Annotated in this window: 21 protein-coding genes; 8 read left to right on the forward strand and 13 right to left on the reverse strand. The window is 70.6% G+C overall.

All coding sequences use genetic code 11. The features are described 5' to 3' along the window. Positions 1-2 precede the first annotated feature (2 nt). Together BT341_RS05590 and BT341_RS05595 are read right to left on the reverse strand one after the other, a co-directional pair. Complete coding sequence (locus tag BT341_RS05590; RefSeq protein WP_072475247.1) at positions 3-419, reverse strand: VOC family protein; 417 nt, start codon at positions 417-419, stop codon at positions 3-5. 29 nt (positions 420-448) lie between these two features. Further along, complete coding sequence (locus tag BT341_RS05595) at positions 449-1,753, reverse strand: UDP-glucose dehydrogenase family protein (RefSeq protein ID WP_072475248.1); 1,305 nt, start codon at positions 1,751-1,753, stop codon at positions 449-451. 140 nt (positions 1,754-1,893) lie between these two features. Between BT341_RS05595 and BT341_RS05600 the strand changes: the two genes are divergently transcribed. Then, entirely contained in the window at positions 1,894-2,652 is a 759-nt protein-coding gene (locus tag BT341_RS05600) for an SDR family NAD(P)-dependent oxidoreductase (protein WP_072475249.1), read from the forward strand. Positions 2,653-2,695: 43 nt separating this feature from the next. On the opposite strand, the gene BT341_RS05605 is transcribed toward BT341_RS05600, so the two are convergent. The 3 genes from BT341_RS05605 to BT341_RS05615 form a co-directional block, all read right to left on the reverse strand. Then, positions 2,696-3,355, reverse strand: coding sequence for a class I SAM-dependent methyltransferase (locus tag BT341_RS05605; RefSeq protein ID WP_072475250.1), 660 nt, complete (start codon positions 3,353-3,355; stop codon positions 2,696-2,698). 201 nt (positions 3,356-3,556) lie between these two features. Then, positions 3,557-4,183 (reverse strand): PadR family transcriptional regulator, encoded by a 627-nt coding sequence (locus tag BT341_RS05610; protein WP_072475251.1) that lies wholly within the window; start codon positions 4,181-4,183, stop codon positions 3,557-3,559. Positions 4,184-4,264: 81 nt separating this feature from the next. Next, positions 4,265-5,905 carry a TM0106 family RecB-like putative nuclease gene (locus tag BT341_RS05615; protein WP_072475252.1) on the reverse strand — a complete coding sequence of 547 codons (1,641 nt, stop codon included), beginning with the start codon at positions 5,903-5,905 and terminating at the stop codon, positions 4,265-4,267. Between the two features lie 90 nt (positions 5,906-5,995). On the opposite strand from BT341_RS05615, the gene BT341_RS05620 reads away from it, so the two are divergent. Next, positions 5,996-6,457, forward strand: a complete 462-nt coding sequence (locus BT341_RS05620) for a DUF6474 family protein (protein WP_072475253.1) — start codon at positions 5,996-5,998, stop codon at positions 6,455-6,457. A gap of 57 nt (positions 6,458-6,514) precedes the next feature. Here the strand turns inward: BT341_RS05620 and BT341_RS05625 are convergent, their stop codons facing one another. Genes BT341_RS05625 through BT341_RS05640 form a run of 4 tightly spaced genes read right to left on the reverse strand, consistent with a single transcriptional unit; the run spans position 6,515 to position 10,056 of the window. Then, positions 6,515-7,474 carry a glycine betaine ABC transporter substrate-binding protein gene (locus BT341_RS05625; protein WP_072475254.1) on the reverse strand — a complete coding sequence of 320 codons (960 nt, stop codon included), beginning with the start codon at positions 7,472-7,474 and terminating at the stop codon, positions 6,515-6,517. Further along, on the reverse strand, positions 7,471-8,253 hold the full coding sequence (locus BT341_RS05630) for an ABC transporter permease (protein ID WP_072475255.1): 783 nt from the start codon (positions 8,251-8,253) through the stop codon (positions 7,471-7,473). Before BT341_RS05630 ends, BT341_RS05625 begins: the two co-directional genes overlap by 4 nt. After that, positions 8,250-9,422, reverse strand: a complete 1,173-nt coding sequence (locus BT341_RS05635; protein ID WP_425426305.1) for an ABC transporter ATP-binding protein — start codon at positions 9,420-9,422, stop codon at positions 8,250-8,252. Before BT341_RS05635 ends, BT341_RS05630 begins: the two co-directional genes overlap by 4 nt. Beyond that, on the reverse strand, positions 9,409-10,056 hold the full coding sequence (locus BT341_RS05640; protein ID WP_072475256.1) for an ABC transporter permease: 648 nt from the start codon (positions 10,054-10,056) through the stop codon (positions 9,409-9,411). Before BT341_RS05640 ends, BT341_RS05635 begins: the two co-directional genes overlap by 14 nt. A gap of 292 nt (positions 10,057-10,348) precedes the next feature. Here BT341_RS05640 and BT341_RS05645 point away from each other — a divergent pair, with 292 nt between their 5' ends. The 4 genes from BT341_RS05645 to BT341_RS05660 all read left to right on the forward strand — a co-directional run bounded on the left by BT341_RS05645 (position 10,349) and on the right by BT341_RS05660 (position 13,247). Then, entirely contained in the window at positions 10,349-10,840 is a 492-nt protein-coding gene (locus BT341_RS05645; RefSeq protein ID WP_072481797.1) for a hypothetical protein, read from the forward strand. 65 nt (positions 10,841-10,905) lie between these two features. Beyond that, entirely contained in the window at positions 10,906-11,670 is a 765-nt protein-coding gene (locus BT341_RS05650; protein ID WP_072475257.1) for a YcnI family copper-binding membrane protein, read from the forward strand. Further along, positions 11,671-12,219: a copper resistance CopC family protein gene (locus BT341_RS05655; RefSeq protein WP_072475258.1), complete on the forward strand. Its 549-nt coding sequence runs from the start codon at positions 11,671-11,673 to the stop codon at positions 12,217-12,219. Continuing rightward, positions 12,219-13,247 carry a copper resistance D family protein gene (locus tag BT341_RS05660; RefSeq protein WP_072475259.1) on the forward strand — a complete coding sequence of 343 codons (1,029 nt, stop codon included), beginning with the start codon at positions 12,219-12,221 and terminating at the stop codon, positions 13,245-13,247. Before BT341_RS05655 ends, BT341_RS05660 begins: the two co-directional genes overlap by 1 nt. A gap of 211 nt (positions 13,248-13,458) precedes the next feature. Here BT341_RS05660 and BT341_RS05665 read toward each other — a convergent pair whose 3' ends face one another. Further along, positions 13,459-14,310 (reverse strand): phosphotransferase enzyme family protein, encoded by an 852-nt coding sequence (locus BT341_RS05665; RefSeq protein WP_281255969.1) that lies wholly within the window; start codon positions 14,308-14,310, stop codon positions 13,459-13,461. A gap of 52 nt (positions 14,311-14,362) precedes the next feature. Continuing rightward, the gene (locus tag BT341_RS05670) at positions 14,363-15,748 is read right to left on the reverse strand and encodes a helix-turn-helix transcriptional regulator (protein WP_084742769.1); all 1,386 of its coding nucleotides are present in this window, start codon (positions 15,746-15,748) and stop codon (positions 14,363-14,365) included. A 329-nt stretch (positions 15,749-16,077) separates the two neighbouring features. On the opposite strand from BT341_RS05670, the gene BT341_RS05675 reads away from it, so the two are divergent. Further along, on the forward strand, positions 16,078-16,422 hold the full coding sequence (locus BT341_RS05675) for a hypothetical protein (RefSeq protein WP_072475261.1): 345 nt from the start codon (positions 16,078-16,080) through the stop codon (positions 16,420-16,422). Positions 16,423-16,435: 13 nt separating this feature from the next. Continuing rightward, positions 16,436-16,861: a hypothetical protein gene (locus BT341_RS05680; RefSeq protein ID WP_072475262.1), complete on the forward strand. Its 426-nt coding sequence runs from the start codon at positions 16,436-16,438 to the stop codon at positions 16,859-16,861. A gap of 359 nt (positions 16,862-17,220) precedes the next feature. On the opposite strand, the gene BT341_RS05685 is transcribed toward BT341_RS05680, so the two are convergent. Continuing rightward, entirely contained in the window at positions 17,221-18,480 is a 1,260-nt protein-coding gene (locus BT341_RS05685) for an MFS transporter (protein WP_072475263.1), read from the reverse strand. Beyond that, a complete protein-coding gene (locus tag BT341_RS05690; RefSeq protein WP_072475264.1) occupies positions 18,473-19,795 on the reverse strand; it encodes a GH1 family beta-glucosidase in 1,323 nt (440 codons plus the stop codon). Before BT341_RS05690 ends, BT341_RS05685 begins: the two co-directional genes overlap by 8 nt. Positions 19,796-19,844 lie beyond the last annotated feature (49 nt).

Consider the following 19,844-nt stretch of genomic DNA (forward strand, 5'->3'; position numbering starts at 1 on the left):
AATTACCAAGCCCGCGGACGCCGCCGCTCCGGCTCGTACGGCTGCGTGATGATCTCGATGCCGTTGCCGCCGGGATCGAGGAAGTAGACGCCACGGCCGCCGTGGTTGTGGTTGATTTCGCCGACCAGCTTCCCCTGCGGATCGGCGTGGTAGGTCACGCCGGTTTCGACGAGCCGCGAAAAGACGGCGTCGAAGTCGTCCTCCGGGATCAGGAAGCAGTAGTGCTGCAGGCGCAGGTCCTGCTCGGGGACGGTCGCGAAGTCCAGCCGGACGCCGTTGCGCGTCTCGACGGGGATGAACGGCCCCCACTCCTGCCCCACTTCGAGGCCGAACAGGTTCGCGAGGAATTCGGCGGATTCCCGGTTGTTCCGGGACGGAATGATCAGATGGTTGAGTTCGACGGAAACGGATACGGACACGACCGGTGAGCGTAACCAGCGCCGCTCGGTCAGGAAACCGAAATCCGCGCCGCCGCCCGCGGCCGGCCGACGCCCTGCCAGGACAGCCCGGCGTCCACGATCACCCGCGGGTCCAGCAGGTTCCGCGTGTCGACGACGTCGATGCCCTCCATCAGCTCGGCCATCGCGCGCCAGTCGAGCTGCTTGAACTCGGCCCACTCGGTCAGCACGACGACCACGTCCGCGTCCTTCGCGACCTGGTAGGCGTCGTCGACCAACGTCATCCCGTCGATCCCGCCGTCGACGGCCGGGTCGTAGGCCACCAGCTCGGCGCCGAGCGCGCACAGCACCGACGACACCGCGAGCGCGGGCGAGTCGCGCAGGTCGTTCGTGCCCGCCTTGAACGCCAGCCCCAGTACGCCGATCCGCGCGCCGGCCAGCGTCCCGCCGACCGCGCCGGCGATCTTCGCGACGATCCGGTCGCGCTGGGCGATGTTCTCGTCGATGGCCGAGGTCAGCATCCGGAAGTCGTAGTTGACCGACTCGGCGACCTTGACCAGCGCGCTCGTGTCCTTCGGCAGGCACGAGCCGCCCCAGCCCGGCCCGGGCTTGAGGAAGGTTCGCCCGATCCGGCGGTCGTAGCCCATGCCCTCGGTGACGAGGTCGATGTCCGCGCCCAGCCGTTCGCACAGCTCGGCGATCGAGTTGACGTAGGACAGCTTCAGCGCGAGGTAGCAGTTCGCCGCGTACTTCACCAGCTCCGCGCTCGCCGCGTCGGCGACGACGAGCGGCGCGTCCAGCTCGGCGTACAGCTCGCCGACCCACTGCGCGGCCGCGCGGTCGTCCGAGCCGACGACGATCCGGTCCGGGCCGAGGAAGTCCGCGACCGCGGTGCCTTCGCGCAGGAACTCGGGGTTGGACACGACCGGCACGTCGGCCCGGCCGAGCATCTCCTGGATCCGCTTCGACGTGCCGACCGGCACGGTCGACTTCGTGACGAGCGCGCAGCCCGCGGGCAGGACGTCACCGATCTCGGCGGCCACGGCCTCGACCGCGCGCAGGTCGGCCGACCCGCCCGCGCCCATCGGCGTCGGCACGCAGAGGAACACCGCCTGCGCGTCGCGGACCGCTTCCCGGGCGCCGACGACGAACTGGAGACGTCCCGCCGCGATCCCGCGGGCGACCAGGTCGGCCAGCCCCGGTTCGAGGATGTCCACCCGGCCCGCCGCCAGCCGGGACACCTTCGCGCGGTCGACGTCCGCACACGTGACGGAATGACCCAGACTGGCCAGGCAGGCCCCCGTGGTCAAGCCGACGTAACCGGTACCTACCACCACGATCCGAGCTGGGGTCATGCTGCTGAAGGTGACAGCCGGAGTTGACCACCGCGCTAACGGAAACAGTCGCGCCCGAAAGCGGTGAGCGAAGACACGAACCCGCCGATGCGAACGAGCGTTAACCTGTCTCCGCGAACCACAGCGAAGGGAACCCGCAGATGCAGATCACCGACACCGCGGCGCTCGTCACCGGGGGCGCCTCCGGCCTCGGCGGGGCGACGGCGAAGGCGCTCGCGGCCAAGGGCGCGCGGGTGTTCGCGCTCGACCTCGCGCCGTCCATCGAGAAGGCCGAGCAGGTCGACGGCATCACCTACGTCGAGGCGGACGTGACCGACGTCGAGCAGGTCGAAGCCGCCGTCGCGACCGCGGCCGGCTCCGGGGTGCCGCTGCGGACCGTGGTGAACTGCGCCGGCATCGGGCCGTCCGCGCGGATCCTGTCCAAGAAGGGCCGCCACGACCTCGCGCTGTACGCGAAGGTCGTCCAGATCAACCTGGTCGGGACGTTCAACGTGCTGACCATCGCGTCGGAAGCGATCGCGAAGACCGAACCCCTCGCCGACGACGCCCGCGGCGTCATCATCAACACCGCGTCCATCGCCGCGTTCGATGGGCAGATCGGCCAGGTCGCCTACTCCTCGTCCAAGGGCGGGGTCGTCGGCATGACGCTGCCCGCGGCCCGCGACCTGGCCTCGCACGGCATCCGCGTGCTGACCATCGCGCCCGGCATCGTCGACACGCCGATGCTCGCCACGGTCAGCGACGAGTTCCGCGCGTCGCTCGCCGCCGGCGTCCCGTTCCCGAAGCGCCTCGCGCGGCCGGACGAGTACGCGCAGCTCGCGCTGTCGCTCATCGACCACGACTACCTCAACGGCGAGGTCGTCCGCATGGACGGCGCCCTCCGGATGGCCCCGCGCTGACGCCGGGGGCGGCACTTTCCCGGGAAAGTGCCGCCCTGGCCGGTCAGCGGGTCAGGCGGACCTCCAGGCCGATGCCATCGGCGGTGACCGAGCAGCCGCCGAACGCGCTCTCCGCGGCCAGCGTCTCGAACTGCGCCGGCGTGAACGCGCGGCGGCGCAGCCAGCCGAGCGTCTGGCGCACGGTGAAGCCGCTGACCACGCCGACGTGCATCCGGGCGACCTCCCGGTCGATGTCCGCGGCGGTGGCCTCGTGGTTGAGGTCGTGGATCACCGCGAACCCACCCGGCCGCAGCACCCGGTGCATTTCGTTCAACGCCGTCACCGGCTGCCGGAAGTTCTTGAACGCGGCCTGGCAGACCACGAAGTCGAACGACTCGTCGTCGAACGGCGTGTGCGTGACGTCGCCCTGCCGGAAGCCGACGTCGACCCCGGCCTGGCGCGCCTCTTCGCGCGCGATCTCCACCATCGTGTGGCTGATGTCGAGCCCGGTGACGCGGTAGCCGCGCTTCGCCAGCTCGATGGCGAAGAAGCCGGGGCCGGGCGCCACCTCCAGGATCTCGGCGCCGTCCGGCAGCCCGGCGGTGACTTCGGCCGCCTGCCGCCGGTACTGCGCCAGCTGGGCCTCGGTACCGCGGTTCTTCGCGTACCAGCGGGCCTGGAAGCCCTCCATCTCGGGCACTTTGTGCTTGCGGGTCGTCTCCATGGATCTCTCCTCTTCGGGTGAACCGAACCGGAGAGCCACCCGGTTATCCTTGCGGTGCCACCTCGGGACCGGGCGTGCTCGGTTCGGGGTCGAGGACCCCGGGCGGTGTGCCAGCACCACCCGGGGTCCGTGCTCATCTCTGTGACATCCGGGGCTCCGCCCCGGGCCGAGGGCTCCGCCGTCCGGGCCCCCGGAAATCGGTCATTCCACGAACTCCCCCAGGTCCTCGGGCAGTTCGCCGGTCTCGTGGAAGCGCCGCCAGGCGTCGATGCCCGGCACGGCGCCGCTGGTCAAGTCGTCGAGGAAGGCCCGCACCCAGCGCGCCTCGGCCTCCGCCATCGCGAGGTCGTACTCCACCTCCACCAGGAACATCCGCGGCAGTTCGGGCCGCAGGTCGTCCAGGGACTTCCGCTGCGCCGCGATGTGGTCGTCGAGCTGGGCCACCCGCTGCCGCAGCAGGCTGATCGCCTGGTCCGGGCCGAGGACGCCGATCATCGACAGCCCCGACTGGAACCGCGGCGGCTCCCGCTCCACCGTGCCGACCAGCTCGCGGACCCAGTCCTCGAACTCCGCCCGCCCGGCCGGCGTGATCCGGTAGACGGTCCGCTCGGGCCGCCCGCCCTCCTTGACGCTCGCCACGGCCTCGACGAAACCGTGCTTTTCGAGGTTCGCGACGACGGTGTACAGCGAGCCCCACTTGATCGGCAGGTCGGCGTCCTTGCCGCGCTGCTTGAGCACGGCCGCCATCTCGTACGGGTGCATGGGCCGCTCGTGCACGACGGAGAGCACGGCGAGGCCCAGCATGTTGCCGACCTTCCGCTTCTTCATACCTGCTCCTCGTCGACGAGTACTCGTCTACGAGTATACGCAGCACGTGCCAGAAGACAAGTGTCTTAGTCGGCGAACTACTCAGAGATCGAACATGTACGGGACTTCGGCCTGCGCCCGCGTGCTGATCCACTCACGCAGCGCGCGCGTCGCCAGGACGTCGTCCTCGTTGTAGCGCAGCAGCCGTTCGCGCTGGGCCGCGTCCGGCGTCTCGCCGTCCATGCCCACCGCATCGCGGTACCAGCGCATGGACGCCTCGCCGCCCGCTTCCGGATCGCGCCAGGCGAAGCCGGCGACCGGGGCGATCACCTTCAGGCCCTTGCCGTGGGAGCACAGGAACTGGTCGGTGACGCTGCGGAACAGGTCCACCCACTCGTCGGAGTCCACAAAGGACTGGATTTCCTTCTTCGTCGGCATGCCCGGGTGGTCGCCGAAGCGCTCGACGGACCCGAAAAGCCAGCGGTTCTCCGCGAGCGCGTTGTAGCAGTAGGCGCGGAAGGTCAGCCCGGCCGCTTCGGTGCGCTCCCGGACGTCGGTCAGCCACGCCCAGAACTCGGCGAACGAGCGGGCTTCGTCGCCGGTGGGCAGCGGGTCCCACGTCGCGAAAGCGCGGTAGCCCTGCTCCAGCCCGATGTCGGCGCCGCTCAGCAGGCAGCCCCAGAGGTACGCGCCGGCGTCGCCGAAGCTTTCCATGTCGACGTCGACCTCGACGTCGGCGCGCGGCACCTCGACCTCCTCGACGCGGCGCACGAGCGTCAGGTCGGCCAGCCAGGCGCGGGCGAGCACGACCGCGTCCGGGAACGTCACGCCGGTCCAGTTGACCGCGGGTGACTCGCCTGCCGGATCGAGCGCGGCCAGCTTGTCCACAGTGGACACGCCGGCGCGGCGCAGCTCCATCGCGTCCTCGCCGCGGACGACGAGGCTGACGTCACGGGTCTCGGTGAGCACGACCTCGCAGGTCGGCCACCACGGGCAGCGGCGGCACTCCAGCACGCGCGACGGCTCGGCGAGCGCCGGCTCGCCGTTCGCGGCCGCGGTGGCGATCGCCAGCCGGTCGGCGAACCGGACCTGGTACTCGGTGAGCGCGTTGCGGCCGCCCGGCCAGGTGCCCGCGGTCAGGTCGTGCCACACGACGACGTCGGCGTCGAGGCCGATCACGCCGCCGAGGGCGAGGCTTTCGTCGGCCTGCCCGAGTGTCTGCAGCATGCGGCGGATGTGGACGAGCCGGAGCTGGTCACGCGGCTGGGAACGGACCTTGCGGGTCTCGTCGGCGCCGCGGTGCGCCGGGTCGAGATCGGTCAGGCCGGTGACGATCGCGCCGGTACCGCGGTCGGTGATCCGGTGGCGCACGACCAGCACCGGGACGTACCCGCGGCCGGTGCGCACGAGCAGGTCGATGCCGCCGCGCCGGTGCCCGGCCGTGTCGACCGGCAGCAGCGCGCCCCAGATGTACGGCGCCTGCTCGGCGAAGGCGTGTTCGGTCTGCTCCACGCGCTCGTGCGCGGGCAGGTCACGCCCGATCTTGACCCAGTCGCCGGGGTTGGCCGCCATCAGCCGCGTGACGATGTCCTCGCGGTGCGCGGCGGCGTCGGCGATCCGCTGCTGCGCGGTCGGGTCGGGCGGGGAAAGCGGTACCTCGCGCATCGCGGGATCGTGCTCGAGGTGCACACGACGGCGGCAGCGGCTGACCGCGCCCGCGTCGAGTACCACCTCGGTGTTCATGGAGATCACTCTAGATTCCCACCGCCGAGCCGACATGCCCGCCACCCAGGCGACCAGTAAGTTCGACCTCGACACGTCGCAGGAGGTGCCATGGCGCGCAAGGCCAAGGTCGCGGGTGAAGCCAGGTTCACCCCCAAGAAGGCGAAGAACGCGGTCGCGGTGGCGAAGGTGCTCGGGCCGGCCGTCATCCCGGTGGTCGCGCCGTACGCGGTGCGCGCGGCGGGCGCCGCCCGGGAGCTGTACGACCGCTACCAGGCGCGCAAGCTCGGAGTCGCGGTGGACCAGCTGGCCGCGTACACCGGCCGGGGCGCGGCGCTGCACGCGCGCATCGCCGGGCTGGCGGAAGGGTGCCGGGACCTGGAGAAGGCCGCGAAGGCCACGGCGGCGGACAAGTCGTTCGCCCAGGAATCGCTGGGGACGCTGGAACAGCTGGCGGCGACGGTCCGGGCGGCGGAACGGATGCCGTCGGCCCGCCGGAAGTCGGCGCACCGGGCGGTGGCAGGCGAACTGGAGCGGCTGGAGGGCCAGCTGCTGCACCGGCTGGGAATCTGACGCACCCGGTCGTGAGTGAGAAACAGGGTTAGAACACTGTTTCTCACTCACGACCGGTTACTTGACGAAGCCCTTCTTGACCATCCAGTCGTGGGCGACCTTGCCCGCGTCCTGCCCGTCGACGTCGACCTGCTTGCACAGCTCGACCATCTGCTCGTTCGTGATCGCCGCGGCGACCTGCTCCAGGGGACCGCGCAGGTCCGGGTGGGCCTTGATGAACTCCGTCCGCAGCGTCGGGACGGCGTTGTACTGGGGGAACGCTTTCTTGTCGTCCTCCAGGACCCGCAGGTTCAACCCCGAGATCCGGCCGTCCGTCGTGAAGACCTCGCCGACCGGGCAGGTGCCGCCGGCCACCGCCGAATAGATGGTGCCGATGCCGAAGTTCTTCACCGTCGGGTGCTGGAAGCCGTACGCCTTGACCGCCGCCGGGAAGCCGTCCTGACGGCTGGTGAACTCCGTCTCCAGGCAGAACACCCCCTGGTCGGGGTGCTGCTTGATGAACGCGGCCAGGTCCGACGTCGTCTTGAGGTTGTTCTTCGCGCCGTACGCCTCCGTGACGGCGAAGGCGTACTGGTCGTTCAGCGGCGAGTAGTTCAGCCACGTGACGCCGAACTTCTCCTCGTCCGCCTTGGCCGTCGCCTCGTACTGGGCCTTCTCCCCGCCCGGGACGGGCAGCTCGTTGCCCTGGTAGTTGATCCAGCCCGTGCCGGTGTACTCCCACGTGACGTCGGTCTGCCCGGACAGCAGCGCCTGCCGCGAGGAGTTGGAGCCCTTGATGTCGGACAGGTCGACCACGTCCGCGCCGGCCGCCGTCAGGGCCATCTCGGCCATGTACGCCAGGATGATGTTCTCGGTGAAGTCCTTCGACCCCACCGTCACCTTCAGCCCCTGCAGCGACGGGATCGGCTGGATCGAGCCCGGCTTGATGTCGTACGGCACGGCCTGGTTCACCGTCAGCCCGCAGGAGGAGAGCGTCGCGCCCAGCAGGGCCACGGCCAGCAGCCGCCGGAGTTTCATCGCAGCCCCTTCGGTCCGAAGTACTGTTCGGCGACCGCGCCCAGCCAGTCCACCAGCAGCGCCAGCGCGACGGCCAGCACCGAGCCGGTCACCAGCACCGAGGTCAGGTTCAGCTTGTAGCCGGTGTCGATCAGCAGCCCGAACCCGCCGGCGTTGACGAACATGCCGAACGTCGCCGTGCCGACGGCCAGGACGAGCGACGTGCGCAGGCCCGCCAGGATCAGCGGGACGGCCAGCGGCAGTTCGACCCGCCACAGCACCGCGCCCGCCGACATCCCGATGCCGCGGCCCGCGTCGATCAGCGCCGGATCCACCTGCTGGATGCCGACCATCGTGTTCCGCAGCACCGGCAGCAGCGAGTAGAACGCCAGCGGCAGCGCGGCCACCCAGATGCCGCCGGTGGCGCCGGTGATGATGAACCACAGCACCAGCACGCCGAGGGCGGGCGCGGCCTGCCCGATGTTCGCCACGGCCAGGAAGACCGGCGCCAGGAACCGCGCCCACGGCCGGGTCACGAGCACCCCGAGCGGGACCGCGACCAGCACGACGATCGCCGTCACCACGAGCGTCATCAGCACGTGGTCCCACAACGCCGTGAGCAGGGTCGACGCGTTGAGCGTCTCCTTTTCCGTCGCGGTCAGCCCGCTGGAGAACACCCAGACCAGCGTGACGGCGACGATCACCAGCACCGCGGCGGGCTGGGCGAGCAGCCGGACGCGTTCCGCGCGCCGGGAGCCGGACTCCGTGCTGAAGCCGGTGTCGACGGCGGCCGTCGTCATGCGGGCACCTCTTCGCCGTTCGAGTGCTCGTCCCGCAGCTGCTGGATGGTCGCGATCACGGTGTCGAGCTGGATGGTGCCCGCGTACTCGCCGCGCGCGCCGGTCACCGGCACCGAGCCGCCCTCGGCGAGCATCGCTTCGAGCGCGTCCTGCAGCGTCGACTGCAGGCTGACGATGTCGCGCAGCGGCTTGCCGGCCACGGCCAGCGAGGTCGCCGAGGCGAGCTGGCGGACGTGCACCCAGCGGATCGGACGGCGGCGCTGGTCCAGCACCAGCGCGAAGTGCTTGCGCTGCTGCTCCAGCTTCTGGCGGACCTCCGCGGGTGAGTCGGTGACCGTCGCCGTCAGCGCGTCCTGCTGGAGCTCGACATCGCGGACCCGTAGCAGGGTCAGCTGCTTCAGCGAGGCACCGGCGCCGACGAACCCCGCGACCGTGTCGTCCGCCGGGTTGGCCAGGATCGCCTCGGGCGTGTCGTACTGCAGGATCGTCGACTGGTTGCCGAGCACGGCGATCTTGTCGCCGAGCTTCACGGCCTCGTCGAAGTCGTGCGTGACGAACACGATCGTCTTCTTCAGCTCGCTCTGCAGGCGCAGCAGCTCGTCCTGCAGGTTGCCGCGGGTGATCGGGTCGACCGCGCCGAACGGCTCGTCCATGAGCAGCACCGGCGGGTCCGCGGCGAGCGCCCGCGCGACGCCGACGCGCTGCTGCTGCCCGCCGGACAGCTGCCGCGGGAAGCGGTCGCGGAAGTCGGCCGGGTCCAGCCCGACCAGGTCCATCATCTCCTCGACCCGGTCGTTGACCCGCTTCTTGTCCCAGCCGAGCAGGCCGGGCACCACCGCGATGTTCTGCGCGACGGTGAAGTGCGGGAACAGCCCGGCCTGCTGGATGGCGTAGCCGATCCGGCGGCGCAGCGTGTCGACGTCCAGCTTCAGCGCGTCCTCGCCGCCGATGGTGATCTTGCCGGACGTCGGCTGGACCAGCCGGTTGATCATCCGCATGGTCGTCGTCTTGCCGCAGCCGGACGGGCCGACGAAGACCACGATCTTGCCGGCGGGCACGACCATCGAGAAGTCGTTCACGGCCGGCTCGCGGGTGCCGGGGTACCGCTTGGTCACGTGCTCCAGCTCGATCTCGACGCCGGAGACTTCCTCGTTCTCAGCCACGGACACCCCTAGAGACGGTGAAACGCTTGATCAGGACGTAGACGCCGTCGAGGAGCAGGGCGAGGATGACGACCCCGACCGTGCCGGTGACGGCTTGGTTGAGGGAGTTGGTGCTCCCCGCGTTCGTGAGCCCGGAGAAGACCTCGGCGCCGAAGCCGGGACCCTTCGCGTACGCGGCGATCACCGCGATGCCCATCAGCATCTGCGTCGCCACCCGCATGCCGGTGAGGATCGCCGGCCACGCCAGCCGCAGCTCGACCCGGGTGAGCACGCCGAAGCGGCTCATCCCGATGCCGCGGGCGGCGTCGGTGACCGCCGGGTCGACGCCGTCGAGCCCGACGATCGTGTTGCGGACGATCGGCAGGAGGCCGTAGAGCACCAGCGCGATCACGGCCGTCGTCGGCCCGAGCCCGGAGATCGGGATCAGCAGGCCCAGCAGCGCGAACGACGGGACCGTGAGGATCGTGCTCGCCAGCGCCGTGGCCACCGCCGAACCGATCGGGCTGCGGTACACCGCGATCCCGATCAGCACGCCGAGGACCGCGGCGAGGATCGTGCACTGCACCACCATGCTGGTGTGCAGATAGGCCTCCAGCCAGAGCTTGCTCGCCCGGTCGGAGATGTAGTCGAAGAGGTTCATCCGTGTCCGCTCTCCCGCCCTTCGTGCAGGTGTTCACCCGAACGGGCTAGTTCCTGACCGACGGCTCAGTACCCAGCGTGCGGCCGGTCCAAACCCCTGCTTTCGGCCCAACCGTGGCCCAATCCGCCGGGATCGGCAACAAATGCCTGAACCACGGCGTGGCGCGGAACGTGCACTCGGTGTGTGCTCATTTCCCGGGATCACACGTTCACCCCGGGGCAGGTCCCTTAGGCTGCTCCTCATGAGCGTTCCGGCCCGGCGTCCCGCCGTGCTCGGTGCTACCCGAGGTGTGTTGCTGGCCGTGTGCGCCGCGACACTCTCGGTGACCGCTCACCGCCTCGCCGACGGCGGCCTGCCCGACCCGGCGATGACCGTGCTGCTCGCCACCCTGTTCGGCTGGACCGGGACCTACCTCGCCCGCAAGGCGCGGGGCGCGGCCGCCACGATCGCCGTGCTGGGCGTCGCCCAGCTGGTGATGCACCTGCTGCTCACGACACTCGCCGGCCACCACGACATGTACGCCTCGCCCGGCAGCACCGGGCTGGGCATGATCGCCGCGCACGCGTTCGCGACGCTGCTCACGGCGTTGCTCCTCGCCCGCGCGGACGCGACGCTGCTGACGGTCCTCGCCGTGCTGCGCGCGATCCTGCCGCGGCTGCTCGGCCCGCTGCCGGTGCCGTCCGCCCCCGCGCGGGTCCCGGTCCGCGTCGACCCGGCAGACCACCTCGTCGGCGTCGACCTGCGCCGGATCCGCGGGCGGCGGGGCCCGCCCGCGCACTCCTGACCTCAGCTCGTCCCGAACAGCGGATTCCCGCTGCCCTTTTTCTTGAGTTCATCAGGAGTGAACCCATGTCCCAGCACGTCTTCAAGCGCGCCGGTTTCCTCGCCGCCACCGTCGGCGTCGCCGGTCTCCTCGGCGCGGGCGTCGCCGCCGCGCACGTCACCGCCAACGTCTACGGCTCCCAGCCGACGAAGGGTGGGTACGCGGCGATCGTGTTCCGCGTGCCGAGCGAGGAGAAGGACCCCGTCACCACCACGAAGGTCACCGTCGACTTCAAGGCGGACTACGGCATCGGCTCGGTGCGGACCAAGCCGCTGCCCGGCTGGACCGCCGAGGTGACCAAGTCGAAGCTGCCCACCCCGATCACCAAGGACAACGGCACGCAGATCACCGAAGCCGTCACCGCGGTGACGTGGACCGCGCAGCCCGGCAACGAGCTCAAGGCCACCGACTACCAGGAGTTCTCGGTCAGCTTCGGCCCCCTGCCGACCAACGTCGACCAGGTCGAGTTCCCAGCGCACCAGACCTACAGCGACGGCAAGGTCGTCGACTGGAACCAGCCGACCCCGGCGAACGGTGAGGAGCCGGAGCACCCGGCGCCGGTCGTGAAGCTGGCCGCGAAGACCGACGGCGACGGCGACCACGCCGGGATGGCCGCGGGTACGGCCTCCACCCCCGGGGAGCACACTGAAGCCGCGGCGACGACGTCGGACAGCACGGCCCGCTGGCTCGGCGGGGCCGGTCTGCTCGTCGGCGCCGTCGGCCTCGGTGTCGGGGCCGGCGCGACCATCCGGGCCCGCAAGGCCACGGCGAAGCCGGGAGGCAACAGCTAAATGCGCAAGGCGCTCGTCGCGCTGGCGTTGACCGGGGTGGCCGTGCTCGGCACGGCCACCCCGGCGCTGGCGCACAACGTGCTGATCTCCTCGGACCCGGCGAACGGCTCGTCCATCGCCGCCGGCCCGCAGAAGATCAGCCTGACGTTCGACCAGTACGTGCAGGGCGCGGACGTCAACCAGATCGCGGTGACCGGACCGGGCGGCGGGCAGTGGGCCGAGGGACCGATCAGCGTGGTGAACAACGTCATCAGCGCGCCGTTGCGGCCGCTCGGCCCGGCCGGGAAGTACACCGTCGGCTACCGGGTGCTGTCCGCGGACGGCCACCCGGTGACCGGTGAGCTCACCTTCACCCTCACGACCGCGGGCACCGGCACACCGGCGACCGTCGACGCGGCGAAGTCGCCGGGTTCGGCTTCGCAGGCGGCTCCGCAGTCGTCGTCGAGCGGCGTGCCCATCTGGGTCTGGATCGCCGGCGCGGTCGTGCTGCTGGCGATCGGGCTGACCGTGGCACTGCGCTCCGGCGGCAAGATCGAAGAGAAGAACTGATGACGCAGGCCGAAACCACCGCGAAGCCCCGCTACGCGACGCTGCTCTGCGTCGTGACCGCGGGCTTGCTCGGCGCCCTGATCGGCGTCGCGCTCATGTCCACGACCCCGGTCCCCGGCGTGGTGGAGCCGAGCGCGGTGGTCTCGGCCGGCATCCCGGTCGTGCGGGTGCTGCTCGACCTGGCCGCCGTGACGACCATCGGGCTGGCCCTGCTGTCGGTCCTCGTCGGCTACGACCGGCCGAAGCTCACCGAGCCGGTGATGCGGCTGGCCCGGCCGGCCGGCGTCGCGGCCGCGCTCGTCTGGGCCACGGCCGCGGTCGTCGCGCTGATCCTGCAGACCGCCGAGTACAAGCCGGGTTCGGCGACGCTCTCGCCCGGTGACATCGGCAGCTACATCGCCGACGTCGGCGCCGGGAAGGCGCTCGTCATCGTCGCGGTGCTCGCGCTCGTCCACGCCGGGATCGGCGCGCTGGCGCTGCGCTTCGGTGAGAAGGTGCCCGCCGAGGTCCGCGTCGGGCTCGGGTTGTTCGCGCTCCTGCCGCTGCCGGTCACCGGGCACGCGTCGAACTGGAGCTACCACGACTACACGATGATCTCGATGGAGCTGCACGTGATGAGCGCCGTCGCCTGGACCGGCGGGCTCGGCGCGATGACCGTGCTCCTCGTGGCGAACCGGACGCTGCTGGCGCACGCGCTGCCGCGGTTTTCGAAGCTGGCGACGCTCTGCCTGGTCCTCTCCGCGGCGACCGGGCTGTTCAACGGCCTCGTCGAGATCTCGCTCAACCCGACCATCGGGTTCTGGGCGGCGATCTTCACGACGCCGTACGGGCAGCTGTTCCTCCTGAAGTTCGTCTGCACCGGCGTCATCGCGTTGCTCGGCGCCAACGTCCGCTGGCGGCTGATGCCGCAGATCGTCCGGCACAACCGGACGGCCATCGCCGCGTGGGCCACGCTCGAGCTGACCGTCATGGGCTTGGCGTTCGGCTTCGCCGTCGTGCTGACGCGCGCGCCGGTCGTCGCCTCCTGAAAGCCCTTCCCCGCAGGTAGCACCCGGTGCCGGTGACGGCGAGTAGCTGCAAGTTGCGCATTGGGATGGCGGGTGGTCCATTGGGGGTGACCGGTCGGGCTGAACTTTCTACCCAGAGCGGACCGCATTTCGGAAGCGACGAACGGTCATTTGCAGTCGGCGAATGCACGTGCAGCCTGTGGCACCGGTCACATGAAGTGACAGATCAAGGTCAACGGTAACGGGTCCACCGCGTGTCCGTCCGCCCGCTGCGAAGGTCGTCCAGCCGCCGGTAGAGCTCCGGCCGCACCTGCGGCCGACTGCGCAGGATCGGCAGCACGCTCGTCGTCAGCTTCAGCTCCCGGATCCCCCGGAGCACGGCGAACCCGGGCCACGACGTGACGTCGAAGCCGTACGCCGCGGCGAACGTCCGGTAGCGCACCGGCGGGTCGCCGAACCGCTCGCGTCCGACCGCCAGCGGCGTCAGATCCCACTCCAGCGGCCCGACGCAGGAGGAGTCGAAGTCGCAGAGCACCGGCCCGTCCGGGCCCGGGATGACGTTGCCCGGGTGCGCGTCGCCGTGCACCAGGCCCCTGGGCAGCGGAAACTCCAGTTCGGCCAGCGCGGCTTCGAGCTCGGCGCACCGGTCGAGCAGGAACACGCGGTCGGTGTCGCTGAGCTCTTCGGCATCGGACACCCTGGCCCGCACCGCGGCGAACGGCGCCCACTCGGCCAAGCCGTCGGGCGCGGGGAGCGCGTGCACCCGGCGCAGCAGGTGCGCCAGGTCTGCGGAGGTCGCCGGGCGGCCGATGCTCGGCACCTGGTGCCACACGGTCACCAGGTGCTCGCCGACTTCCAGCGGCTGCGCCACGGTGTCGAGCAGCCGGATCGCCGGGACGCCGTGCCGTTCGAAGTGCCGGGCCACCCGCACGACGGTCTCGACGCGGTGCCGGAGCCGGGTCGAGCCGACGATCCGGATCACGAAAGGCGCGGTGACCAGCGCATACACCGCGTTGTTCGTGAACCGCAGCAGGCGCGCGCCCGCCGGGTCGAGACCCAGCAGCGCACAGGTCTCGGCCAGCACGCCACGCAGTTTGCCTGCGGTGAACCGGCCGTCGGAAATGGCGACGGCGCCGTTAGGCGACGTAGAAGGCTTGGAGGCGCTCGGCGAGGACGTTGACATCGGAGTTGTTGCGCCGCCGTTCGGCCTCGGCCAGGAGCGGGCGCATCCGGTCCTTGACCCGCTGGGACTTGATGGACTCGGCGCAGTCGATCGTCTTGCCGCCGACCTTGGCACCGTGGTCGAGGTCGCCGTCCAGGAGGTGGTTGGTGGCGAGCGCGCTCAGCATGAACGTCTTCGACCGGGCCATGTCGTCGTCGTAGGAGTCGACGGCCTTGGTCAGCGCGGGGATCGCGTACTTCGTGTGCTCCGGGTTCTTCTGCGCCAGCACGGTGTGGACCGTGCCGATCATGGCGTAGACGTCGGTCTCGGTGAAGAACTTGACCCACGACTCGGCCTCGGCGTGGTTGGCGCGGGCGAACTCGTCCTTGCTGCGGCCGAGCAGCTTCACCGCCTGCTCTTCGTTGCCCATCATCGCGTAGGCCCACGCCTCGTTCGCGCAGAGCACCGCGACGGCCAGCTCCGAGCCGGATTCCTGGGCGGCGATCTGGCCGAGCTGGAACAGCTTCAGCGCGTCGTTCGCCGCGTCCTGGTGCAGGTAGACCCGCCCCATCCGGTACAGCACGTTGGCCACCAGCGGGTGGCTGTTGCCCTGCTTGGCCAGGTCGAGCGCGTTGGCGAAGTGGCCGCGGGCGGAGTCCAGCAGGCCCGTGTCGAAGGAGGTCCAGCCGGCCAGGGAATGCAGGTCGGCGAGGGCGACGTAGAGCCGGTTCTTCACGAGTTCGGTGCTGTGCGCTTCGAGCATCTGCTGTCCCCAGGACAGCTGCGCGACGACGGCGTCGCGGCAGAACCCGCCGCCGTACTGGTAGTCCAGCGCCCGGAGCGCGCGCGTCGCGGCCTCCACCTGGCGGACGTCGGTCATGCCGATGCGCCCGGGCGCCGGCGTCCTGGCCGGGCCCGCCGACCACGTGCCGGACTCCGGACCGAACACCGCCGCACCCATCGTGACCTGGGCGGCGTGCGCGAGGAACCTCCGTCGCTTCACGGACTCGTCCTCCTCAGCCTGCTGGCCGTCGGCGGAGCCGACGACCCGTATCGCCGTGGCCTCGTCGTAAGCGAGGCCCATGTACCCACGGGGGACGCCAAGACCGTCGGCGATCCTCGTGAGCACGTCGTAGGCCATGACCTGGCGACCCTTGAGGATCTCCGACACCTCGGACTGGGACTGGCCGGTCATCGCGGCGATCTGGCGCTGCGAGACACCGTGCTTGCGCAGGAGGCGGTAGACGGCGCTGATCTCGCGGGATGCGAGCGCGGCTCTCATCTCCGGCTGCTCCCACGCGTCAGCGGGAACTGCGTGGCTCTGCCGGGCGTCGGCACTGCCACCGTTACTGGCGTCCATCGCGCCCCCTCCACTGTCCGGTCGGGCGTCTGTGAAACAGCGTAGGCAAACCTGCGAAACCGTGTGAACAGCCGAACTGGCGCCCTGATCGGTCCGGGCGAAGTCCGTTGACCGCTTACCGTGGAACCCGGTCCGGTCACCGCTATGACGCCGTTTCGACCTTCTATCGCACCCGGTTTCACCTCACTGTAGTTGTCAGATCTCCGTCACCGCCCGGACACCGGCAGCGATCACGGAGAGCTACGAAAACCGCAGCGTCGTGCAAGGGGCGATGTTGCAGAAGGCATCTTCGAACCCGGTTCGGAGAAGACGACAGAGCGGAGAGAGGCGTGGAGTTCGTGGACTCGTTCGCAGGGGGACATGCCGGCACGGCGACCCGCGCCGTGCGGCCGGCGGTCGCGTCGGTCTCTCCCGTCTCCGCCGTCCGTCCCGTCACCCCCGCCGCCGCGGTGGATCCCCGTACCGCGAGCGTCCGGCACTACGAGGGTGGACAGCTGGTGTGGCGCGTGCAGTGCGGCGACCTCATCAGCCGGGAACGCGCGGTGACGGTGTTCGTCGAGGACAACCAGGTGGTACTGGTCTCGCCTCCCGGTGAGACCGCGCGGCTGACGTCCGGCCAGCTCGGCCAGCTGCGCGCCGCGCTCAACGAAGCCGCCAAGATGGCGGAAAGGTGACGGTGAGCTGACGATGGATCAGGTACTCGGGCAGGTCCTCCGCAACGCGGTCTGGGAGCGCCTGGACATGCTGACCGACCTGGCGAACCGCGCCGACGCCCAGTCGCTCGTCTCGGTCGCGCGCTCCGAACTGCCCCGCCTGACGGAGGCGTGGCGGGCGATGCTGAAGATGCACGAGCCCGACGAGCGTGGCGACTGCCCGACCTGCTCGACCCGGTGGCACCGCTGCAAGGCGCCGTGCTCGGTTTGGCAGGTCGCGCACGAGCACCTGGTGGCCGGCGGGCTGGCCCCGCAGCAGCAGGCTCCGGCGGACCGCCGCCTGCAGGGACGGCGCAAGAGCCCGGTCCCGGCGCAGGCGCGTCCGGTCCCGGCGCCCACCGCGGCCGAGACCACCGGGCGCCACGCGCTGGTGAACCCGCGCCGAGCCGTCACGGCCTGATCCGCCCGGGCCCTCGCCACCTCCCGCGGTGACGGCCCCCTTGATCCGGCGAGCGCGGCCGACCGATCGCCCCATCGGACCCGCGCCGGCTCTCGCCGTGGCCGGGGACTGTTTCGCCCGCACCCCCGAGCAGCGCGAACCAGTCCTCGGCCACCCACCCGGTCCCCACCGCGATTAATCGAAAAAATTACGCGTTAGGTCTGGCCCAGGCCGTAATCGCCCGCTAGATTGATCACCGAACGAGGCGTGGACCAGTGGTTCACCCGTGCTGATCCGCTCGACTGAGCGGTCCCCGAATTCCGCGGGCCGGTGCCGTTGCACTCCCCTCCCCCGACCGGCACCGGCCCGCGGTTCCACGTCTAGCGGACGGCCTTGACGCGCAGCACCAGGACGGCGGCGAGCAGCGTCGCGACGGCCGAGGCGGCGAACAGCCCCGAGTAGCCGCCGAGGTAGGTCAGTACCAGCGGCGTCAGCAGCGGCGCGACCACCTGCGGCAGCGAGTTCGCGATGTTGATGACGCCGAGGTCCTTCGCCCGGTCCTGCGCCGCCGGCAGCACCTGCGTCAGCATCGCCAGCGCCACCGCCATGTACGCTCCGAAGCCGACCCCGAGCAGCGGGGACGCGGCGAGCGCGACGGGCCAGCTCTGCCAGATCACCAGCAGCAAAGCGGCCAATGCCATCACGGCGGAGGCCGCCAGGACGTAGGGCTTACGCCGCCCGGACCTGTCCGAGAAGTGCCCCGCCAGCACCGCGCCGGCCACGAGGGCGACGCCGTAGAGCGCCATCATGATGAGCAGCCCGGTGCCGGGGTCCGGGTAGTGCACCGCGTCCTGGAGGAAGAACAACAGGTACAGCGTCCCGAACGCGTTGCCGAGGTTGATCATGAAGTGGCACGACCACGCCCAGGCGAAGTCCGGGTGCCGCCGCGGCGAGACCCACAGGGTGCGGAGGACTTCACCGGCCTTGGCGGACGGGCGGAACTCGACCGGCAGCCGCGCGTCCGGGGTCCGGAAGACGAAGAACGCGGCGCCGGCGACGACGATCACCGCGCAAACCGCGTACGCCAGCGGCAGCCCGGCGATGCCCAGCATCAGGACGACCACGACCGCACCCAGCACCGTGCCGAGCATCTGCGCGATCCCGACGAGCCCGCCCACCTGCGCCCGCTGGCCGACCGGGACACGGTCGGCGATGGCGGACATCAGCGTGGCGAGCATGCCGTTGAGCCCCGCCTGCACGAGGCACCAGCCGGTGATCATGAGCGCGACGTCCGGCGCGAACGCCAGCACGAGCAGCCCGACGGTGGCGACGGCCGCGCCGATCACCGTCCACGGGTGACGACGGCCGAAGCGCGAGCACGTCCGGTCCGACAGCAGCCCGACGGCCGGGTTGACGACCAGCGCGACGACCGCGCCGACGCCCATCACCAGCCCGAGCACGAACTCCTTGTTCACCTTGTCGAGCAGCTCGGCCTGCTGCGGCAGCAGCACCTGGATCGGCGCGTAGATCCCCAGCCAGAGGGCGATGTTCGCGAAGAACAGCAGGCTCATCCAGCCGGGGCGGACCCGCACGGTGGGTTCGGCGAGCGCCTCCGGGAGGACCTCGGTCGTTTCACTCATCGCGCACCAGCTTCCGGTACCAGTGGAACGAGTCCTTCGGCGTCCGCCGCAGGGTCTCGTAGTCGACGTGCACCAGGCCGAAGCGCGGCGCGTAGCCCTTGGACCACTCGAAATTGTCCATGAGGGACCAGCAGAAGTAGCCCCGCACGTCGACGCCGGCGTCCATCGCCTCACGCAGCGCGACGAGGTGGCTGTGCAGGAAGTCGATGCGTTCGGGGTCGTGCACGCCGCCGTCCTCGGCGACTTCGTCGGCGAAACTGCAGCCGTTCTCGGTGATCTGGATCGGCGGCAGCTTGTCGCGGTAGCGATGGTGGAAGTCGAGCAGCAGCTCGCGCAGGGCGTGCGGGACGATCGGCGAGTCGTTCGTCGTCATCGGATACCCCTCGATCGGGCGAAGATCGAAGGGCAGCGGGTTGCCGGGGCTGGGCTTCGCGACGCCCTGCGGCTCGTAGTAGTTGATGCCGTAGAAGTCGAGCGGCTGCGCGATGGTCGGCAGGTCGTCGACGAAGCCGGCCGGGAGGTGCGCGTGGAGCTGCTCGGGATAGCTGCCGAGCAGGACGGGATCGGCGTACAGCCGGTTGAGGAGCGCGTCGAGCCACTCGGCGGCTTGCGCGTCTTCCGGGCTGTCGTCGCCGGGCCAGATCGGCGAGTGGTTGTTCGCGGTCCCGATGTTCGTCGCGCCGGCCGCGCGGAGGGCCTGGACGGCGAGGCCGTGCGCGAGGTTCTGGTGGTGCGCGGTCGGGACGGCGTCGAGCAGGAGCGTCTTGCCCGGCGCGTACTCGCCGATCGCGTAGCCGAAGATGGACATGACCATGGGCTCGTTGAGCGGAATCCACAGTTTCACCCGATCGGCGAAACGTTCGCCGAGGATGTGGGCGTACTCGGCGAAGCGGTCAGCGGTCGCGCGGGCGAGCCAGCCGCCTTCGTCCTCGATGGCCTGCGGGGTGTCCCAGTGGTAGAGCGTGACGGCGGGCGCGATGCCGGCCTCGCAGACGGCGTCGATGAGCTTGTCGTAGAAGCCGAGGCCCTCGGGGTTCGGCGCGCCGCGGCCATCGGGCTGGATGCGGGGCCACGCGATCGACATCCGGTAGGCCCCCACGCCGAGCTCCGCCATCAGCGCGATGTCTTCGGGGTAGCGGTGGTAGTGGTCGGCGGCTACGTTGGCTCGTTCACCGCGGGCGATCTTGCCCTCGGTCGCGGTGAACGTGTCCCAGATGGACGGTCCGCGCCCACCTTCGCTGGTGGCGCCTTCGATCTGGAACGCGGAGGTGGAGACACCCCAGAGGAAGCCGGGCGGGAAGATCGGGTTCTGCACCGCTGCTGACCCTTCGTCAGGCCACCCGTACGGGTGAACATGAAAAGTT

It is taken from the genome of Amycolatopsis australiensis (genome assembly GCF_900119165.1).
GTDB lineage: Bacteria > Actinomycetota > Actinomycetes > Mycobacteriales > Pseudonocardiaceae > Amycolatopsis > Amycolatopsis australiensis.

Bases quoted from the DNA above. Each gene is read 5' to 3' on its own strand.
- BT341_RS05595 (WP_072475248.1), bottom strand. From the start codon at position 1,753: ATGACCCCAGCTCGGATCGTGGTGGTAGGTACCGGTTACGTCGGCTTG.
- BT341_RS05600 (WP_072475249.1), top strand. From the start codon at position 1,894: ATGCAGATCACCGACACCGCGGCGCTCGTCACCGGGGGCGCCTCCGGC.
- BT341_RS05605 (WP_072475250.1), bottom strand. From the start codon at position 3,355: ATGGAGACGACCCGCAAGCACAAAGTGCCCGAGATGGAGGGCTTCCAG.
- BT341_RS05610 (WP_072475251.1), bottom strand. From the start codon at position 4,183: ATGAAGAAGCGGAAGGTCGGCAACATGCTGGGCCTCGCCGTGCTCTCC.
- BT341_RS05615 (WP_072475252.1), bottom strand. From the start codon at position 5,905: ATGAACACCGAGGTGGTACTCGACGCGGGCGCGGTCAGCCGCTGCCGC.
- BT341_RS05620 (WP_072475253.1), top strand. From the start codon at position 5,996: ATGGCGCGCAAGGCCAAGGTCGCGGGTGAAGCCAGGTTCACCCCCAAG.
- BT341_RS05625 (WP_072475254.1), bottom strand. From the start codon at position 7,474: ATGAAACTCCGGCGGCTGCTGGCCGTGGCCCTGCTGGGCGCGACGCTC.
- BT341_RS05630 (WP_072475255.1), bottom strand. From the start codon at position 8,253: ATGACGACGGCCGCCGTCGACACCGGCTTCAGCACGGAGTCCGGCTCC.
- BT341_RS05640 (WP_072475256.1), bottom strand. From the start codon at position 10,056: ATGAACCTCTTCGACTACATCTCCGACCGGGCGAGCAAGCTCTGGCTG.
- BT341_RS05650 (WP_072475257.1), top strand. From the start codon at position 10,906: ATGTCCCAGCACGTCTTCAAGCGCGCCGGTTTCCTCGCCGCCACCGTC.
- BT341_RS05655 (WP_072475258.1), top strand. From the start codon at position 11,671: ATGCGCAAGGCGCTCGTCGCGCTGGCGTTGACCGGGGTGGCCGTGCTC.
- BT341_RS05660 (WP_072475259.1), top strand. From the start codon at position 12,219: ATGACGCAGGCCGAAACCACCGCGAAGCCCCGCTACGCGACGCTGCTC.
- BT341_RS05670 (WP_084742769.1), bottom strand. From the start codon at position 15,748: ATGGACGCCAGTAACGGTGGCAGTGCCGACGCCCGGCAGAGCCACGCA.
- BT341_RS05680 (WP_072475262.1), top strand. From the start codon at position 16,436: ATGGATCAGGTACTCGGGCAGGTCCTCCGCAACGCGGTCTGGGAGCGC.
- BT341_RS05685 (WP_072475263.1), bottom strand. From the start codon at position 18,480: ATGAGTGAAACGACCGAGGTCCTCCCGGAGGCGCTCGCCGAACCCACC.